The 14,784-nt window shown below is 70.4% G+C and carries 16 protein-coding genes; 4 read left to right on the forward strand and 12 right to left on the reverse strand.

All coding sequences use genetic code 11. The features are described from left to right. Window positions 1–88: 88 nt before the first annotated feature. The 4 genes from FHR36_RS03135 to sodN form a co-directional block, all read right to left on the reverse strand. Window positions 89–976 carry an RNA polymerase sigma factor SigF gene (locus FHR36_RS03135; RefSeq protein WP_253793541.1) on the reverse strand — a complete coding sequence of 296 codons (888 nt, stop codon included), beginning with the start codon at window positions 974–976 and terminating at the stop codon, window positions 89–91. Window positions 977–1,108: 132 nt separating this feature from the next. Further along, a complete protein-coding gene (locus FHR36_RS03140; RefSeq protein ID WP_253793543.1) occupies window positions 1,109–1,522 on the reverse strand; it encodes an ATP-binding protein in 414 nt (137 codons plus the stop codon). 230 nt (window positions 1,523–1,752) lie between these two features. After that, the gene (locus FHR36_RS03145; protein ID WP_253793545.1) at window positions 1,753–2,235 is read right to left on the reverse strand and encodes a GNAT family N-acetyltransferase; all 483 of its coding nucleotides are present in this window, start codon (window positions 2,233–2,235) and stop codon (window positions 1,753–1,755) included. A 107-nt stretch (window positions 2,236–2,342) separates the two neighbouring features. Beyond that, on the reverse strand, window positions 2,343–2,741 hold the full coding sequence (gene sodN / locus FHR36_RS03150) for a superoxide dismutase, Ni (RefSeq protein WP_253793547.1): 399 nt from the start codon (window positions 2,739–2,741) through the stop codon (window positions 2,343–2,345). Window positions 2,742–2,845: 104 nt separating this feature from the next. Here sodN and sodX point away from each other — a divergent pair, with 104 nt between their 5' ends. Beyond that, a complete protein-coding gene (gene sodX / locus FHR36_RS03155; RefSeq protein ID WP_407660781.1) occupies window positions 2,846–3,319 on the forward strand; it encodes a nickel-type superoxide dismutase maturation protease in 474 nt (157 codons plus the stop codon). On the opposite strand, the gene FHR36_RS03160 is transcribed toward sodX, so the two are convergent. From FHR36_RS03160 to FHR36_RS03180, 5 genes are all read right to left on the reverse strand, one after another. Continuing rightward, window positions 3,303–3,890 carry a CGNR zinc finger domain-containing protein gene (locus FHR36_RS03160; RefSeq protein WP_253793549.1) on the reverse strand — a complete coding sequence of 196 codons (588 nt, stop codon included), beginning with the start codon at window positions 3,888–3,890 and terminating at the stop codon, window positions 3,303–3,305. The two genes, sodX and FHR36_RS03160, sit on opposite strands and share 17 nt — an antisense overlap. Before the next feature lie 112 nt (window positions 3,891–4,002). Continuing rightward, the gene (locus tag FHR36_RS03165) at window positions 4,003–4,794 is read right to left on the reverse strand and encodes an amino acid ABC transporter ATP-binding protein (protein ID WP_301329691.1); all 792 of its coding nucleotides are present in this window, start codon (window positions 4,792–4,794) and stop codon (window positions 4,003–4,005) included. Then, window positions 4,791–5,765 carry an amino acid ABC transporter permease gene (locus tag FHR36_RS03170; RefSeq protein WP_253793551.1) on the reverse strand — a complete coding sequence of 325 codons (975 nt, stop codon included), beginning with the start codon at window positions 5,763–5,765 and terminating at the stop codon, window positions 4,791–4,793. Before FHR36_RS03170 ends, FHR36_RS03165 begins: the two co-directional genes overlap by 4 nt. A 33-nt stretch (window positions 5,766–5,798) precedes the next feature. Continuing rightward, window positions 5,799–6,734: an ABC transporter substrate-binding protein gene (locus FHR36_RS03175; RefSeq protein ID WP_253793553.1), complete on the reverse strand. Its 936-nt coding sequence runs from the start codon at window positions 6,732–6,734 to the stop codon at window positions 5,799–5,801. 272 nt (window positions 6,735–7,006) lie between these two features. Then, the gene (locus FHR36_RS03180; RefSeq protein ID WP_253793556.1) at window positions 7,007–7,921 is read right to left on the reverse strand and encodes an ABC transporter substrate-binding protein; all 915 of its coding nucleotides are present in this window, start codon (window positions 7,919–7,921) and stop codon (window positions 7,007–7,009) included. Window positions 7,922–8,599: 678 nt separating this feature from the next. On the opposite strand from FHR36_RS03180, the gene FHR36_RS03185 reads away from it, so the two are divergent. The 3 genes from FHR36_RS03185 to FHR36_RS03195 all read left to right on the forward strand — a co-directional run bounded on the left by FHR36_RS03185 (window position 8,600) and on the right by FHR36_RS03195 (window position 12,493). Next, window positions 8,600–9,796 (forward strand): NAD(P)-dependent malic enzyme, encoded by a 1,197-nt coding sequence (locus tag FHR36_RS03185; RefSeq protein ID WP_308199145.1) that lies wholly within the window; start codon window positions 8,600–8,602, stop codon window positions 9,794–9,796. A 113-nt stretch (window positions 9,797–9,909) separates the two neighbouring features. Continuing rightward, window positions 9,910–10,872, forward strand: coding sequence for a zinc-binding dehydrogenase (locus FHR36_RS03190; RefSeq protein WP_253793558.1), 963 nt, complete (start codon window positions 9,910–9,912; stop codon window positions 10,870–10,872). A 229-nt stretch (window positions 10,873–11,101) separates the two neighbouring features. Continuing rightward, a complete protein-coding gene (locus FHR36_RS03195) occupies window positions 11,102–12,493 on the forward strand; it encodes an IS4 family transposase (protein WP_253793560.1) in 1,392 nt (463 codons plus the stop codon). A 47-nt stretch (window positions 12,494–12,540) separates the two neighbouring features. Here FHR36_RS03195 and FHR36_RS03200 read toward each other — a convergent pair whose 3' ends face one another. The 3 genes from FHR36_RS03200 to FHR36_RS03210 form a co-directional block, all read right to left on the reverse strand. Further along, window positions 12,541–13,557, reverse strand: a complete 1,017-nt coding sequence (locus tag FHR36_RS03200; RefSeq protein ID WP_253793562.1) for a PadR family transcriptional regulator — start codon at window positions 13,555–13,557, stop codon at window positions 12,541–12,543. 1 nt (window position 13,558) lies between these two features. Beyond that, on the reverse strand, window positions 13,559–14,446 hold the full coding sequence (locus tag FHR36_RS03205; protein WP_253793564.1) for a DUF4097 family beta strand repeat-containing protein: 888 nt from the start codon (window positions 14,444–14,446) through the stop codon (window positions 13,559–13,561). Between the two features lie 155 nt (window positions 14,447–14,601). Then, the gene (locus FHR36_RS03210) at window positions 14,602–14,781 is read right to left on the reverse strand and encodes a DUF6104 family protein (protein ID WP_030309148.1); all 180 of its coding nucleotides are present in this window, start codon (window positions 14,779–14,781) and stop codon (window positions 14,602–14,604) included. Between the last annotated feature and the right edge of the window lie 3 nt (window positions 14,782–14,784).

The following is a 14,784-nucleotide window of genomic DNA, read 5'->3' on the forward strand; positions in this document are numbered from 1 at the left end:
AAGGCTGGGGGAGAACTGCGCGACCGGCCACCGCTCTACGTGAGTGCAAGGCTGGTCGCGCAGTTCCTCGCGCCCCTGAAGGTTCGCTTTACTCCTCGACGAGGAGCTTTTCGCGGAGCTGGGCCAGCGTCCTGGCCAGCAGCCGCGAGACGTGCATCTGCGAGATCCCGACCTCCGCCGCGATCTGCGACTGGGTCATGTTGCGGAAGAACCTCAGCACCAGGATCTTCTGCTCCCGCGGCGGCAGCTGCGCCAGCAGCGGCTTGAGCGACTCCCGGTACTCGACGCCCTCCAGCGCCTCGTCGGTCGCGCCCAGGGTGTCGGCCACGGCCGGCGACTCGTCGTCGCTGTCCGGGACGTCCAGCGAGAGCGTGGAGTACGCGTTGGCGGACTCCAGGCCCTCCAGCACGTCCTCCTCCGAGATGCCGAGGTGCTCGGCCAGCTCGTGGACAGTGGGGGAGCGGCCGTGCCGCTGGGAGAGCTCGCTGGTCGCCGTGGTGAGCGACAGCCGCAGCTCCTGCAGGCGGCGCGGGACGCGGACCGCCCAGCCCTTGTCCCGGAAGTGCCGCTTGATCTCCCCGACGATGGTCGGCGTCGCGTACGTGGAGAACTCGACGCCGCGCTCGTGGTCGAAGCGGTCCACCGACTTGATCAGGCCGATGGTGGCGACCTGGGTCAGGTCGTCCAGCGGCTCGCCGCGGTTGCGGAACCGGCGGGCCAGGTGCTCGACCAGCGGGATGTGCATCCGCACCAGCTGGTTGCGGATCTCCACCCGCTCCGGGGAGCCCTCGGGCAGTTCGGACAGCCGGACGAACAGCGCACGGGCGGCCTCCCGGTCCGGAGCGCCCGACCGGTGTCCCTGGGCCGGCACGGCGGCGCGGACGGACTCCTCGGCGGCCTGCGGCACGTCGTCCGCGGGCTCGGCCGAGGGCGCCGCGTCGGGCCGCTCCTGCTTCGGGTCGGTCGGCTGGCTCATCCGGTGGGAGTCCTTCGGGTGCGCTTCGTCTGGGGTGGCGGTGCGGGCAGCGCTCGCCTGGGGCGGTACGACAGCAAAGGTGCGGTCCAGTTCACTCACGGCGATCACCCGTTCCGTTCCGGGAGCACTTCACTACGGCTGGGACGGTGACCCGCCGCGCTTCTTGTGCAGGCTGATGGAGACCGTGTTGTCCTCGCCGACCGAGGACTCGACCTCGCCGGCCAGGGCGGAGAGCACCGTCCAGGCGAAGGTGTCGCGCTCGGGGGCGCGGCCGTCGGTGGTCGGTGCGGAGACGGTGACCCGCAGCGCGTCTCCGACCAGGCGGAACTCGCAGCTGAGGATCGAGCCAGGCACTGCCTGCTGGAGCAGGATGGCGCAGGCCTCGTCCACCGCGATCCGGAGATCCTCGATCTCGTCCAGGGTGAAGTCCAACCGGGCCGCGAGACCGGCCGTGGCCGTTCGCAGCACCGAGAGGTAGGCACCCGCAGCGGGCAGCCGGACCTCAACGAAGTCCTTCACTTCGGGCTCGCCGTCGATCTGGGACACCCTCACCTCCTGGGTGACGCGCGGTGCTTGCGGCCGGACGGCCGCGGCACTTCCTGTAGCTCGGTTCAACTGCTTGCCCCAACTGTCCAGAGGGGTGGTGCGGTACGTACCGGTCCATACCCACCCGGGACAGTCGGAACGCCGTGCATCCGCCCGAGACGTTACCGCGATCGGTGGGCATCTGTCGTGATCTCGGACGACGATCACGGGAACGAGCGAACCGGGGGCGCTCAGCGCGGCTGCGAGCCGAGCTCGGCGAGGGCCCGGTCGGTGAGCCGGTGCACCGTCCACTCGTCCATCGGGACCGCGCCGAGGGACTTGTAGAAGTTGATCGAGGGCTCGTTCCAGTCGAGCACCGACCACTCGACCCGGGAGTATCCGCGCTCCACCGCGATCCGGGCCAGCTCGGTCAGCAGGGCCTTGCCGTGGCCGCCGCCGCGCCGGTCCGGGCGGACGTAGAGGTCCTCCAGGTAGATCCCGTGGGTGCCGCGCCAGGTGGAGAAGTTCCGGAACCACAGGGCGAAGCCGACGCTCTCCCCGGTGGCGTCGTCCTCGGCGATCAGACCGAAGACGGCCGGGTTCTCGCCGAAGAGGGCGTCGTGCAGCTGCTCCTCGGTGGCCTTCGCCTCGTGCAGGGCCTTCTCGTACTCGGCGAGCTCGCGGATCATCGCGTGGATCGCGGGAACGTCGGTGGCGGTCGCGGTGCGGATCATATGGCGAGCGTACTCGCGGGCCGGGCCGACCCGGAAAGGCTTTCTCCTGGGAAAACACGAAGGCACCCGGTCCGCACGGGCGGGCCGGGTGCCTTCGGGTGCCTGGATCAGGCGGCCTTCTTGGTCTCCCAGAAGATCCGGTCGATCTCGGCGATCAGGTCCAGCAGGGCCTGGCCGGTGGCCGGGTCCGTGGACGCCTTGGCGGCCGAGGCGGCCTTGCCGGCGTTGTTGAACAGCTCGTGCAGCTGCGGGTAGGCCTCGAAGTGCGGGGCCTTGAAGTAGTCGGTGTGCAGCACCGAGAGGTGGTGCTTGACGAGCTCGGCCCGCTCCTCCTTGATGACGATGGCGCGCGCACGGAAGTGCGGGTCCTCGTTGGCCTGGTACTTCTCCTGAGTGGCCTTCACCGACTCGGCCTCGATGCGGGCCTGGGCGGGGTCGTAGACACCGCAGGGCAGGTCGCAGTGGGCGTGGGCGGTGACCCGCGGAGCAAACAGACGAGAGAACATGGGAGTCCTTCCTTAGATCGTCTTCCCGCGCCCGACATTACCCTCACGCCCCACCGGTTTCGCTGTTGCCCCGGTGGCCTAGGGCAAAAGAAGGAGTCTGAATCGTGCGATACCGGACACTCTTCGGGACGGTCGACGTGCGCGGTCCCTCGATGCGCCGATTCCTCCTCGACGGGGACCGGGTGCTGGTGCGGTACGGCGCGCCGATCCGGCCCGGTGCGGTGGTGCTGTTCCGGCACCCGCTGCAGCAGGACCTCCTGGTGATCAAGCGCGCGGTGGGCCGGCGGCCGGGCGGCTGGTGGATGCTCTCCGACAACCCGCTGGTGACCACCGACAGCCGGGAGTACGGCCCGGTGCCGGCCGAGCTGGTGCTGGGCCGGGTGCTGCTGCGGCTGCGGCCGCGGCCGGCCTGGCTGGCGCCGGCCCGGGCGGTCGAGCGGGCGGTGTCGCGCCGGCCGCTGGCGGCGGTGCCGGGGCTGGCGGCCCGGCTCGGGGTGCACCGGCCGCCCGGCCCCCTCGACCCGCTCGACCCCACCGACCCGCTCGGCCCCGGGGCTCCGCTCAGCCCTGAGCGCTGACCGCCCGCTGCGCCTCCTCGCGCTTGCGGGCGCGGTACGCGGCCACGTTGGCGCGGGTCGCGCACCGGTCGGAGCAGTACCGGCGGGAGCGGTTGGTGGAGGTGTCCAGGTAGGCGTTGCGGCAGGGCGCGGCCTGGCAGATGCCGAGCCGGTCGACGCCGAGCTCGGTGAGGTGGATGGCCAGGCCCATGCAGGCGACCGCGGTGTAGTTGGCGGCGGCGGTGGGGGCGTTGTCGGCGAGGTGCAGGTGCCAGTCCGGGCGGCCGTCGGCGTCCAGGTAGTCGTGGCCGGAGACCACCGGGCTGACCGGGTACTCCACCATCAGGCTGTTCAGCAGGTCGACCGCCCGGACCTCCTCGCCGCCGGCGGCCGCCTCGAACACCCCGCGCAGCCGGGTGCGGACCCCGCGCAGCCGCGGCAGGTCGGACTCGTCGGCGAGCTGGGCGGCGCGCGACGGGCTGCCGAACAGCGCGCGCACCGCTTCCACCGAGGTCAGCGCGTCGGTGCCGCGCTCCGGCTCCTCGCTGTTGACCAGCCGGACGGCGAAGTCGGCGTACGAGGCGAGCTCCACGATGGTCCCTCCCGGGACAAGTAACGGGCGAAGTGCCTCCAGGGTATTACAACCCCGGGGTGCGCGTCGGCGCCCGCCGCGGGGGACCGCAACGGGCGCCGACGGGCGGTGCCTAGAGGACCTTGGAGAGGAAGGCGCGGGTGCGCTCGTGCTGCGGGTTGGTGAGCACCTCGCGCGGGTGGCCGGACTCGACCACCACGCCGCCGTCCATGAACACCAGCGCGTCGCCGACCTCGCGGGCGAAGCCCATCTCGTGGGTGACCACGATCATCGTCATGCCCTCCTCGGCGAGGCCGCGCATGACGTCCAGCACCTCGCCGACCAGCTCGGGGTCGAGCGCGGAGGTGGGCTCGTCGAAGAGCATCAGCTTGGGCTTCATGGCCAGCGCACGGGCGATCGCCACGCGCTGCTGCTGTCCGCCGGAGAGCTGGGCCGGGTAGCTCTTGGCCTTCTCGGCCAGGCCGACCCGCTCCAGCAGCTGCATGCCGCGCTCCCGGGCGTCGGACTTGCTCTCCTTCTTCACCTGGACCGGGGCCTCGACGACGTTCTCGAGGGCGGTCATGTGGGGGAAGAGGTTGAAGCGCTGGAAGACCATGCCGATGTCCCGGCGCTTGAGGGCGACCTCGCGGTCCTTCAGCTCGTAGAGCCGGTCGCCCTTCTCCCGGTAGCCGACCAGCTCGCCGTCGACGTACAGCCGTCCGCCGTTGACCTTCTCCAGGTGGTTGATGCAGCGCAGGAAGGTCGACTTGCCGGAGCCGGACGGGCCGACCAGGCAGAACACCTCGCCCTGCTTGACCTCCAGGTCGATGCCCTTGAGCACCTCGACCAGACCGTACGACTTGTGCACGGCCTCGGACCGGACCATCGGGTGCGCAGTGTCCTGGGGCTTGATCAGGTCGCTCATACGTGGCCACCTCCCTCGGCGCCCGTCACCACGTCCGACTTGGCCGGCGGGACCGGCTTGCCGCGGAAGAGCCGGGCCAGCCGCTCGATCGGCGTGGGCGGGAGCGTGCGGTTCGCACCTCGAGCGTAGTGCCGCTCGATGTAGTACTGGCCGACGGTGAGGATCGAGGTCATCAGCAGGTAGTACATCGAGACCGCGATCAGGACCGGGATGGTCTGGAAGGTGCGGGCGTAGATGTCGTGGCCCGCGGTGAACAGCTCGACCAGGGCGATCACCTGGACCAGCGAGGTGGTCTTCAGCATCGAGATGGTCTCGTTGCCGGTCGGCGGGATGATCACCCGCATCGCCTGCGGCAGCACGATCCGGCGCATGGTGGCGGCCCGGCTCATGCCGAGCGCGTGCGCGGCCTCGGTCTGCCCCTCGTCCACCGACTGGATGCCGGCCCGGACGATCTCGGCCATGTAGGCGGCCTCGTTCAGACCGAGGCCCAGCAGCGCGGCGGTGAAGACGGGGATCAGGGTGTTGGAGTTCTCGGACCAGAACTCCGGGCCGAACGGGATGCCGATCGACAGCTTCGGCCAGAGCGCGCCGATGCTGTTCCAGAACACCAGCTGCACCAGCACCGGGGTGCCACGGAAGATCCAGATGTACACCCAGGCGGTGGCGGAGAGCACCGGGTTGGCGGAGAGCCGCATGATGGCCAGCAGCACGCCACCGACCACGCCCATGAGCATGGACAGCGCGGTCAGCTCCAGCGTCACCCAGATGCCGTGGATGATCGTCGGGTTGGTCAGCGTGTCGCCGATGACGGTCCAGTTGATGGCCGGGTTGGTGGCGATGGCGTGGCCCAGCATCGCCGCCAGCACGGCGATGACGGCCACTCCGGCCCAGCGTCCGGGGTGGCGCACCGGGACGGCCTTGATTGCCTCAGGCCGTCCCGGTTTCACCGACCCCTGGTCGGTCTCGTTCACTTATTCGCCTTCTCAGCGGATCGGGCCGTGGGGTCAGCTCTTGGCGGCGTTGACTTCGGAGGTGGCGATGGCGCCCGCGTCGACGCCCCACTTGTCGAGGATCGACTTGTAGGTGCCGTCGGCGATCAGCGACTGCACGGCGCCCTGGACGGCCTTGGTGAGGTCCGTGCCCTTGGCCACGACGATGCCGTAGGGGGCGCTGTCGTAGGTGTCGCCGATCTTCTCCAGCTGACCGTTGGTCTGCTTGATCGCGTAGTCGACGACCGGCGAGTCGGCCAGCATGACCTGGTCGCGGCCGGCCACCAGGGCGCCGGTGACGTCGGTCTGCAGGGTGAACTTGTCACCGTCGTTCGGAATAGTCGGCTTGCCGGCCTTGACGCACTCGGGGTTGCGGACGTCCTTGATCTCGTCGGCCTGGGTGGTGCCGGTCTGGACGGCCACCTTCTTGCCGCAGAGGTCCTTCAGGTCGATCTTGTCCGGGTTGCCCTTCTTCACCGCACCGGCCGAGCCGGCGGTGAAGTAGGTGACCATGTCGACGGTCTGCTCGCGCTCCTTGGTGTCCGTGAAGGAGCTCATGCCGAGCTGGTACTTGTTGGACGAGATGCCCGGGATGATCGAGGTGAAGTCGGCGTTCTGCACGTCGGCCGTCAGGCCCAGCTTCTGCGCGATGGCATTGGCCAGGTCGACGTCCATGCCGACGATGTTGCCCTTCTCGTCCTTGAACTCGTTGGGCGCGTAGGAAGCGTCGGCGGCGACCACCAGCTTGCCGCTCGACTTCACGCCGGCCGGCACCAGTGCGGCCAGCGACGGGTCGGCCGAGGCGGCCTTCACCGAGGAGCTGCCGGGCGCCGCGCTGCCGGACGCGCCGGAGCCGGACGAGCTGCTGCTACAGGCGGTGACGAGCAGGGTGCTTGCCGCGAGGGCGGCGCCTGCCGCCATGAGGCGGGTCCGCCGGGTACGAGCGGTCATGGGGGAATCTCCTCCTGAGGGAGAGTCGGGCGGAGCACGCCGCCGGGGGGAAGCGAGCACCACCCTCCGCCGAGGTGGGCTTTTGTGATCCGAGTTGGGGGAATCCTGCCACTCGGTACCGGTGAACGGACCCTTATTCAGATCAAAATCGGATAACGGGGTGGCTGGATGTCCGCTAATCGGACGAATTTCCGCGCACTGTCACCCTGCGTATAAGTATGCAAGCCCCGGACCCGCCGAGCCGGGAAGCCCGGCCGGTGGTCGGCCACGACTCAGAAGCCGCCGTTGATCACCGCGTTCTGCGCGGCACCCGCCCCGACGCCCCACTTGCCGAGGATCTTCTCGTACTCGCCGTTGCGGATGATCCGGTCCAGCGCCTTGGCCGTCACGTCCCGCAGCTCGCTGTTCTCCTTGGTGAACGCGATGCCGTAGGGCGACGCCTGGAGCTGGGAGCCGGCCACCGCGAACTGGGCGCCGTTCTGCCCCTGCTGCGCGACGTACGCGGCCACCGGGAAGTCGTTGAGGTCGGCCACCGCCTTGCCGCCGGCAACAAGGCTGAGCGCCTCGTTGTCACTCTCGGTCAGCTTGATGGTGAGCGTCTTCTTGACCTTCTCGCACGCCGAGGTCTGGCGCTGGATGATCGCCGCCTGGGTGGTGCCCCGCTGCAGCGCGATGGTCCGGCCGCACAGGTCGTCGATCGACTGGATGTTCTGCGGGTTGTTCTTGGCCACCACGATCGAGGTGCCGGCGATGAAGTAGTCGACGAAGTCGACGCCCGGGTCGATCTGCTTGCCGCTGTCGTCGGTGCCGTCGCGGCGTTGGCGGTTGTCGGTCATCGCCGACATCACCATGTCGTAGTTCTTGGCGTGCAGGTTCGGAATCAGCTTGTCGAACGGGGTGTCGACGAATTCCACCCGCACCCCGAGCACCTCGCCGAGCGCCTTCGCCAGGTCGGGGTCCAGGCCGTCGGGCTTGTCGCCCGAGCTCTTGAACTCCACCGGCGCGTAGTTCAGGTCGACGCCGACCTTCAGCACCGCCGCCGACCGGACCGCGGCCGGCAGCTTGTCGTGCAGGTTCTCCTGCGAAGGGTCCTTGGCGGCGCCGGAGGCGCAGGCGGTGAGCAGGACGGACCCGGCGGCGACGGCGACACCGGCCCGGCCGACGCGGCCGGATGTGCGAGGGGCCATGGACATGGCGGTTGCTCCTGTGGGAGAGGTGGTGCAGGTGCCACCGGTGGCGCAGGTCGGCGCGTGGGGGATCGCGGGACGGCCGCGCGGGTACGCGGAAGCCCGGATTCCGGTGGTCGAGAGGGGATCCTGCCATCCCACCCTGCTGGCCGGGGCATCGGGTGTGTCAGAATCTGGTATCGGGTGATCCCCGACGCCCGAACACAGACCGCCGGCTCTCGACAGAGCCGGGGGTGCGCAGGACCGGAAGCCGAGTACGTCGGCTCTGGATCCGAGGCACCGACTCCCCTACGGGTCTGCGTTCACTCCCACGGGTAAGCGCGCTGGACGGCGATTGCCGCCACCGGCGCCCGGTTCCTTCCGAGATCCGGGCGTCGTCAAGTGGCCACATCGCCGTGAACAGTTCGCTGAGAGGACACATCGGCACAAGGTGCGGTGCCGTGGTCCGGCCTAGGCTCGGACGGAGTCCGTCACTTTGGCGATCCGGTCTCCGCCGCCTGGGTACGACCGGCAGAACAACGCGGAACAGCAGAACAACCCTCAATCGAGGGCGCCGCCCGACGGCTGCGCCCCGACCCGGCTTCCCGGGTGCGTCGCGCGCACCCGGTACCCCGTAGAAGCCAGGGTCGACCGACCGTCGGCTTCGCGCTCTCGCTGATCATTGACGAAGAGGTCATAGTGGCAGCGGAGATCATCCACACCAACACTCAGGACACCGAAGACCCGGTCGACGCCGTCTTCGCCCTCCACCGCGGGGGCAAGATGGAGGTCCGGGCGACCGTCCCGGTGCGCGATGCGGACGACCTGTCCCTCGCCTACACCCCCGGCGTCGCCCGTGTGTGCACCGCCATCGCGGAGCAGCCCGAGCTGGTGAACGACTACACCTGGAAGGCCAACACCGTCGCCGTCGTCACCGACGGCACCGCGGTGCTCGGCCTCGGTGACATCGGCCCCGAGGCCTCCCTGCCGGTCATGGAGGGCAAGGCGATCCTCTTCAAGCAGTTCGGCGGCGTGGACGCCGTCCCGATCGCGCTCGCCTGCACCGACGTGGACGAGATCGTCGAGACGGTGGTCCGGCTCGCTCCGTCCTTCGGCGGCGTCAACCTGGAGGACATCTCCGCCCCGCGCTGCTTCGAGATCGAGCGGCGCCTGCAGGACGCCCTGGACATCCCGATCTTCCACGACGACCAGCACGGCACCGCGATCGTCACCACTGCCGCCCTGTGGAACGCCGCCAAGGTCACCGGCCGCGAGATCGGCTCGCTGCGCGCCGTCATCTCCGGCGCCGGCGCCGCCGGCATCGCCATCGCCAAGATGCTGGTCGCGGCCGGCATCGGCGACGTCTCCGTCTGCGACCGCAAGGGCGTGGTGTACGAGGGTCGCGGTGACCTGACCGACGTCAAGGCCGAGATCGCCGCGCTCACCAACAAGTCCGGCATCAAGGGCTCGCTCGCCGACGCGCTGGCCGGCGCCGACGTCTTCATCGGCGTCTCCGGCGGCACCGTCCCCGAGGACGTCGTGGCGACCATGGCCGAGGGCTGCTTCGTCTTCGCGATGGCCAACCCCAACCCGGAGATCCACCCCGAGGTGGCCCACAAGTACGCCGCAGTGGTCGCCACCGGCCGCTCGGACTTCCCGAACCAGATCAACAACGTGCTCGCCTTCCCGGGCATCTTCGCCGGTGCGCTCTCCGTGCGCGCCAGCCGGATCACCGAGGGTATGAAGCTGGCCGCCGCCAAGGCGCTGGCCGGCGTCGTCGCCGACGAGCTGACCCCGCAGAAGGTCATCCCGTCCCCGTTCGACGAGCGGGTCGCGCCGGCCGTCACCAAGGCCGTCGCCGACGCCGCCCGCGCCGAGGGCGTGGCGCGCGTCTGACGGCCGGTCCGTCCGAGACGCTCTAGCACGACCGAGGGGCCCGGCGACACGCGGTGATGCTCACACCACCGCGTGGTACCGGGCCCCGGCCCTTCCCCGCTATCGTCCGGACCATGTTCGCTGCCTACGCCGCACGTATCGACGCAGACGACCCGCTGAGCGGGCTGGAGTTGGGCGAGCTCCCCGAGCCGGAGGCCCGGCCCGGCTGGAGCGTGGTAACGGTCAAGGCCGCCACCCTCAACCACCACGACCTCTGGTCGCTGCGCGGCGTCGGCCTGCCGGCCGAGCGACTGCCGATGATCCTCGGCTGCGACGCCGCCGGCATCGACGAGCACGGCAACGAGGTGGTCATCCACTCCGTCATCGGCCAGTCCGGCCACGGCGTCGGCCCGAACGAGCCCCGCTCCATCCTCACCGAGCGCTACCAGGGCACCTTCGCCGAGCGGGTCGCCGTCCCCACCTGGAACCTGCTGCCCAAGCCGGCCGAACTCAGCTTCGAGGAGGCCGCCTGCCTCCCCACCGCGTGGCTCACCGCCTACCGGATGCTGTTCACCAACGCCGGGGTGAAGCCCGGTGACACCGTCCTGGTCCAGGGCGCCGGCGGTGGCGTCGCCACCGCGCTGGTGGTGCTGGGCAAGGCCGCCGGCCTGCGGATGTGGGTCACCGGCCGGGACGAGGCGAAGCGGGCCCGCGCCGTCGAACTCGGCGCCGATGCCGCCTTCGAGAGCGGCGCCCGGCTGCCCGAGCGGGTCGACGCCGTGATGGAGACCGTCGGCGCCGCCACCTGGTCGCACTCGGTCAAGTCCCTGCGACCCGGCGGCACGATCGTCATCTCCGGCGCCACCAGCGGCTACAGCCCGAAGGCCGCCGAGCTGAACCGGATCTTCTTCCTGGAGCTCAAGGTGGTCGGCTCGACCATGGGCACCAAGGAAGAGCTGGCCGGGCTGCTCTCGCTCTGCGCCAACACCGGCATCCGTCCGGTGATCGACTCCGTCCGGCCGCTCACCGACGCCCGGGGGGCGTTCGAGCGGATGGCGAAGGGCGACGTCTTCGGCAAGCTGGTCCTCCAGCCGTAGTTGCACTACCCAGGGGCGCGAGGAACTGCGCGACCAGCCACGCTCTACCTGAGTGCATGGTCGGTCGCGCAGTTCTCCCCCAGCCTTCGGCCGGGAGGTACCCCCAATGCCGTCAAGTTATGGCGGGTTGGGGGTATGGGCTGGTGTTTCGCCGGTTTTGGGGACAACGAGGGCAGGGCCCCGCTACGGATTTGGGTGTCGAGTCCGTTTCCGTGGAGGAGCCCTGCCGGTGTCCAAGTCTGTCATCACGCGCACGCTGTCCGCAGCTGTTGGGTGTTTCGCGCCGGGGCATCTGGGCCCGCTGACCTGGTTGCTGCCGTTCTCGGCGGTGGATGACGCGCTCGCGCGGACCGGCACGGTGCAGCGTCGGGTGCGTGACCTGCCGGCCCGGGTGGTGGTCTACCTGCTGGTCGTCCAGGGGTTGTGCGGGTCGGCACCCTTGAGTGCGGCCTACCGGATGCTGTGTGCCGCGTTGGTCGGGCCGGGGCTGCCCGACCCGACTCGGCAGGGCCTGCACGCCGCACGGGCCCGGCTGGGAACAAGACCGCTGCGACTGCTGCTCGGCGAGTTGTGCCGCCACCCCGACACGGTGCCGGGCCTGTGGCGCGGCCTTGAGGTCTGCGCGATCGACGGCACGGTCCTCGACGTCCCCGACTCCGGGGCGAACCGGGCCTGGCTGGGTAAGCACGCGCACCGCCACGGCACGGCCGGCTATCCGCAGGTACAGGTGATCGTCCTGGTCTACTGCACCACCCGAGCCCTGATCGACGCCGTGTTCGGTCCGGTGGCCGGCCGCGAGTTCGTCCCGGCCAGGCGTCTGCTGCGCAGCCTGCACACGGGGATGCTGGTCCTGCTGGACGCGGGCTTCGACGCGGCCGGGTTCCTGTCGGACGTGGCCGCCACCGGCGCCGACTTCGTCGTCCGGCTGCCTCGCACCGCCCGTCTGGTCGCCCTGGAGCGCTACCCGGACGGCTCATGGCTCACCGTCCGGGCCGGACGCAAGGTCCGCGCGATCGCCGTCACCGTGCAGATCACCACCGGCGAAGGCACCCGCACCAGCACCTGGCTGTTCGCCACCACTCTTCTCAACTGGCGCACCCACCCCGCCGACCAGGTCGTGGCCTGCTACCACGACCGCTGGGAAGTCGAGGAAGCGTTCTGCTCGATCAAGTCCACGATGCTCGACGGGAAGGTCCTGCACTGCACCGGCCCCGCCGGCCTGGCTCAGGAACTGCACGCCCTGCTCATCGCCTACCAACTGCTGCGACTGGTCATGGCCCGCGCCGGGGCCGCAGCCGGACTGCGCTGCACCGCCATGGGCTTCACCCTCGCCCTGCGCGAAGCTGTCAACGGCATCACCGCCGCGGTACAGATCGAGGGCCCCACCGATGCCCACCTGCTGGGGGCGGTCGGCACCTATCTGCGCGACCACCCCCTACCCGAACGCCGCCTACGGATCTACAACCGCCTGGTCAAACGACCCCTGTCCAAATACGCGGCCGGAAAGATCGGGAACGGCAGGAAGCGACAGATCATCCCCGCCGGCAGAGCCACCCTGACCGCCACCATCGACCACAACAGCCCGAACTCCCACCCCTACCAGCCCCAACACCAAACTTGACGGCATTGGAGGTACCCCCACGCGCCCCTTCGGTGCGCTCGCCTGACCTAAGAGAGCTTCCGGGCTGCAGCCGCCAGGACGGCCTGGGCCCGGGCGAGCTGTTCCGCGGTGACACCGCTGTCGCGGGCGGCGTCGCGGACGTGGTCGCGGAAGCGGTCGAGCAGGCGCTCGAGCTCGCGGGCGGGGTCCGCGGTGGTGTCCACACGGGCCCAGTCCGGGAGGTCGGCGGGCTCGTCCTGGTCGACGTCGATGCGGGTGACCTTGACCTGCTCCTCCGCGGTGGGGTGACCCCACTTCGCGGCGTCGGCGAGCGACCCGAGCCCCCGGGTGAGCTCGGCCAGGCCCTCGGCGAGGCCGGTGGACCAGTCGCCGCGTCCGGCGTGCTCGCGGATCTGCTCCTCGACCCGCTTCTTCAGCCGCAGCGCCTCCTGCTGGGCGGCACTGCGCGCCGCCTTGGACTGCTCGCGCAGCCGCCTGGCCTCGGCCTCGGCGGCCTTGGCCTTGTCCTTGGCGACCTTCTCCTGCTCCTTGGCGCGCTTGGCCTGTTCCTTGGCCTGCGCCTTGAACTGGGCGAACTCCTCCTTGGCCCGCTGCCAGGACTCCTTGTCCCCCCAGGGCCCGGCCCACGGGTCGCCGCCACCTGCGCCGCCGACACCGCCCCCGCCGGCGGCGGGTCGGGGGGCGCTCTTGGCGTCGCCCCAGAGCTGGGCGCGCAGGTCCTTGGCGCTGTCCCGGACGTCCTCGCGGATCGCCCCGGCGAGCTGGGCGACCGAGTCGCGGATCTCCTGCTCCAGCTCGGCGACCTCGCTCTGGCGGGCGGCCAGTTCGGTGCGGCCGGCGTCGGTGAGGCGGTAGACCTTGCGGCCGCCCTCGGTGGAGTGGGTGACCAGACCCTCCGCCTCCAGCTTGGCCAGCCGGGGGTAGACGGTACCGGCGGACGGCGCGTACAGGCCCTGGAAGCGCTCCTCCAGCAGGCGGATCACCTCGTAGCCGTGCCGGGGGCTCTCGTCGAGCAGCTTCAGCAGGTACAGGCGGAGCCGGCCGTGGCCGAAGACGGGGGTCATGTCAGAGCTCCTTGCTCAGGCTGGTGGTCGGCAGCTCCCGGACCGGGCGGTCGTCCTCGGTGTCGGGGCGGCGCTGGATGGTCACCGGGCCGGTCACCGTGGTGACCTGGAGGCGGCCGGTGCCGCTGCCGAGCTGGCCGGACAGCCGCTTGGCGCCCCAGCTGGAGGCGAGGGTCAGCTCCTCGAAGGTGCTGGTGAGGTCGCCGGTGGTGGTGCCGGCCTCGACCTTGGCGTCGGCCAGCGAGGGGAGGCGGACGCCGACGCCGCCGGAGACGGTGGTGGCGGTGATCTCGGTGGGCGTGGTGACGTCCAGGTCGAGGGTGATGGCGCCGCTGACCGACTTGGCCTGGATCTTCGGCGCGGAGCCGGCCATCAGGGTGACGGCGCCGGAGACGGTGTTGACCCGCAGCTCGCCGGCCAGTTCCTGGGCCTCGACCTCGCCGGAGACGGTGTGGACCTGGGTCTGGCCGGAGAGGCCGACCAGCGTGGTGCCGCCGCTGGCGCCGTGCACCGAGACCTCGCCGGCGATGCCGGAGACGGTGGTGTCGGCGGAGACGGTGCCGATCTTCACCAGGGCGTCGGCGGGGACGGCGAGCGAGACCACGGCGCGGCGCTTGCGCCGCAGCGAGCCGAAGAAGGCCTTGGCGGAGTGCACGGTCTTCACCGCGTCGCCGAACTCGCTCCAGCTGAGGTCCTTGTACGAGACGGTCAGTACGCCGTCCTCCAGGGTGACCAGTAGCGGCTCGCCCTTGATCTCGGCCACCTCCAGTCGGGCTGGGCCGTCGGTGGGCACGACGTTGACGGCGCCCTCGACGATCCGCACGTGCAGGGTGGTGACCGTCTCGTCGAAGCTGATCCTGTCGGCCTCGCCGACCGTCCACTGGGTCATGACTGTGTCCTCCCGTTCGCGATGTATCGCGTTCCTCTGTCATTCACGATATATCGCGTGACGGCGATGTCAAGCACCTTCCGGAGGACTGCCCGGGAACGGCGAACGGCCCGGGAGGCGGATGCCTCCCGGGCCGTTCTCAGCTGTGCGGCGAGCTACTCGTCGTCCTCGTCGTCGAGGCGGGCCAGCCAGGTGGCCAGCCGCTCGACCGGGACCTCGAAGTCCGGGTTGAGGTCGACGAACTCACGCAGGCGCTCGGCCAGCCACTCGAAGGTGACCTCCTCGTCGCCGCGCCGGCTCTCCAGCTCCTCGATGCCGCGGTCGGTGAAGTACAACGT

The organism is Kitasatospora cinereorecta (assembly GCF_024172095.1).
GTDB classification, from domain to species: domain Bacteria; phylum Actinomycetota; class Actinomycetes; order Streptomycetales; family Streptomycetaceae; genus Kitasatospora; species Kitasatospora cinereorecta.

Bases quoted from the DNA above. Each gene is read 5' to 3' on its own strand.
- FHR36_RS03135 (WP_253793541.1), bottom strand. From the start codon at position 976: ATGAGCCAGCCGACCGACCCGAAGCAGGAGCGGCCCGACGCGGCGCCC.
- FHR36_RS03145 (WP_253793545.1), bottom strand. From the start codon at position 2,235: ATGATCCGCACCGCGACCGCCACCGACGTTCCCGCGATCCACGCGATG.
- sodN (WP_253793547.1), bottom strand. From the start codon at position 2,741: ATGTTCTCTCGTCTGTTTGCTCCGCGGGTCACCGCCCACGCCCACTGC.
- FHR36_RS03165 (WP_301329691.1), bottom strand. From the start codon at position 4,794: ATGAGCGACCTGATCAAGCCCCAGGACACTGCGCACCCGATGGTCCGG.
- FHR36_RS03175 (WP_253793553.1), bottom strand. From the start codon at position 6,734: ATGACCGCTCGTACCCGGCGGACCCGCCTCATGGCGGCAGGCGCCGCC.
- FHR36_RS03180 (WP_253793556.1), bottom strand. From the start codon at position 7,921: ATGGCCCCTCGCACATCCGGCCGCGTCGGCCGGGCCGGTGTCGCCGTC.
- FHR36_RS03190 (WP_253793558.1), top strand. From the start codon at position 9,910: ATGTTCGCTGCCTACGCCGCACGTATCGACGCAGACGACCCGCTGAGC.
- FHR36_RS03200 (WP_253793562.1), bottom strand. From the start codon at position 13,557: ATGACCCCCGTCTTCGGCCACGGCCGGCTCCGCCTGTACCTGCTGAAG.
- FHR36_RS03205 (WP_253793564.1), bottom strand. From the start codon at position 14,446: ATGACCCAGTGGACGGTCGGCGAGGCCGACAGGATCAGCTTCGACGAG.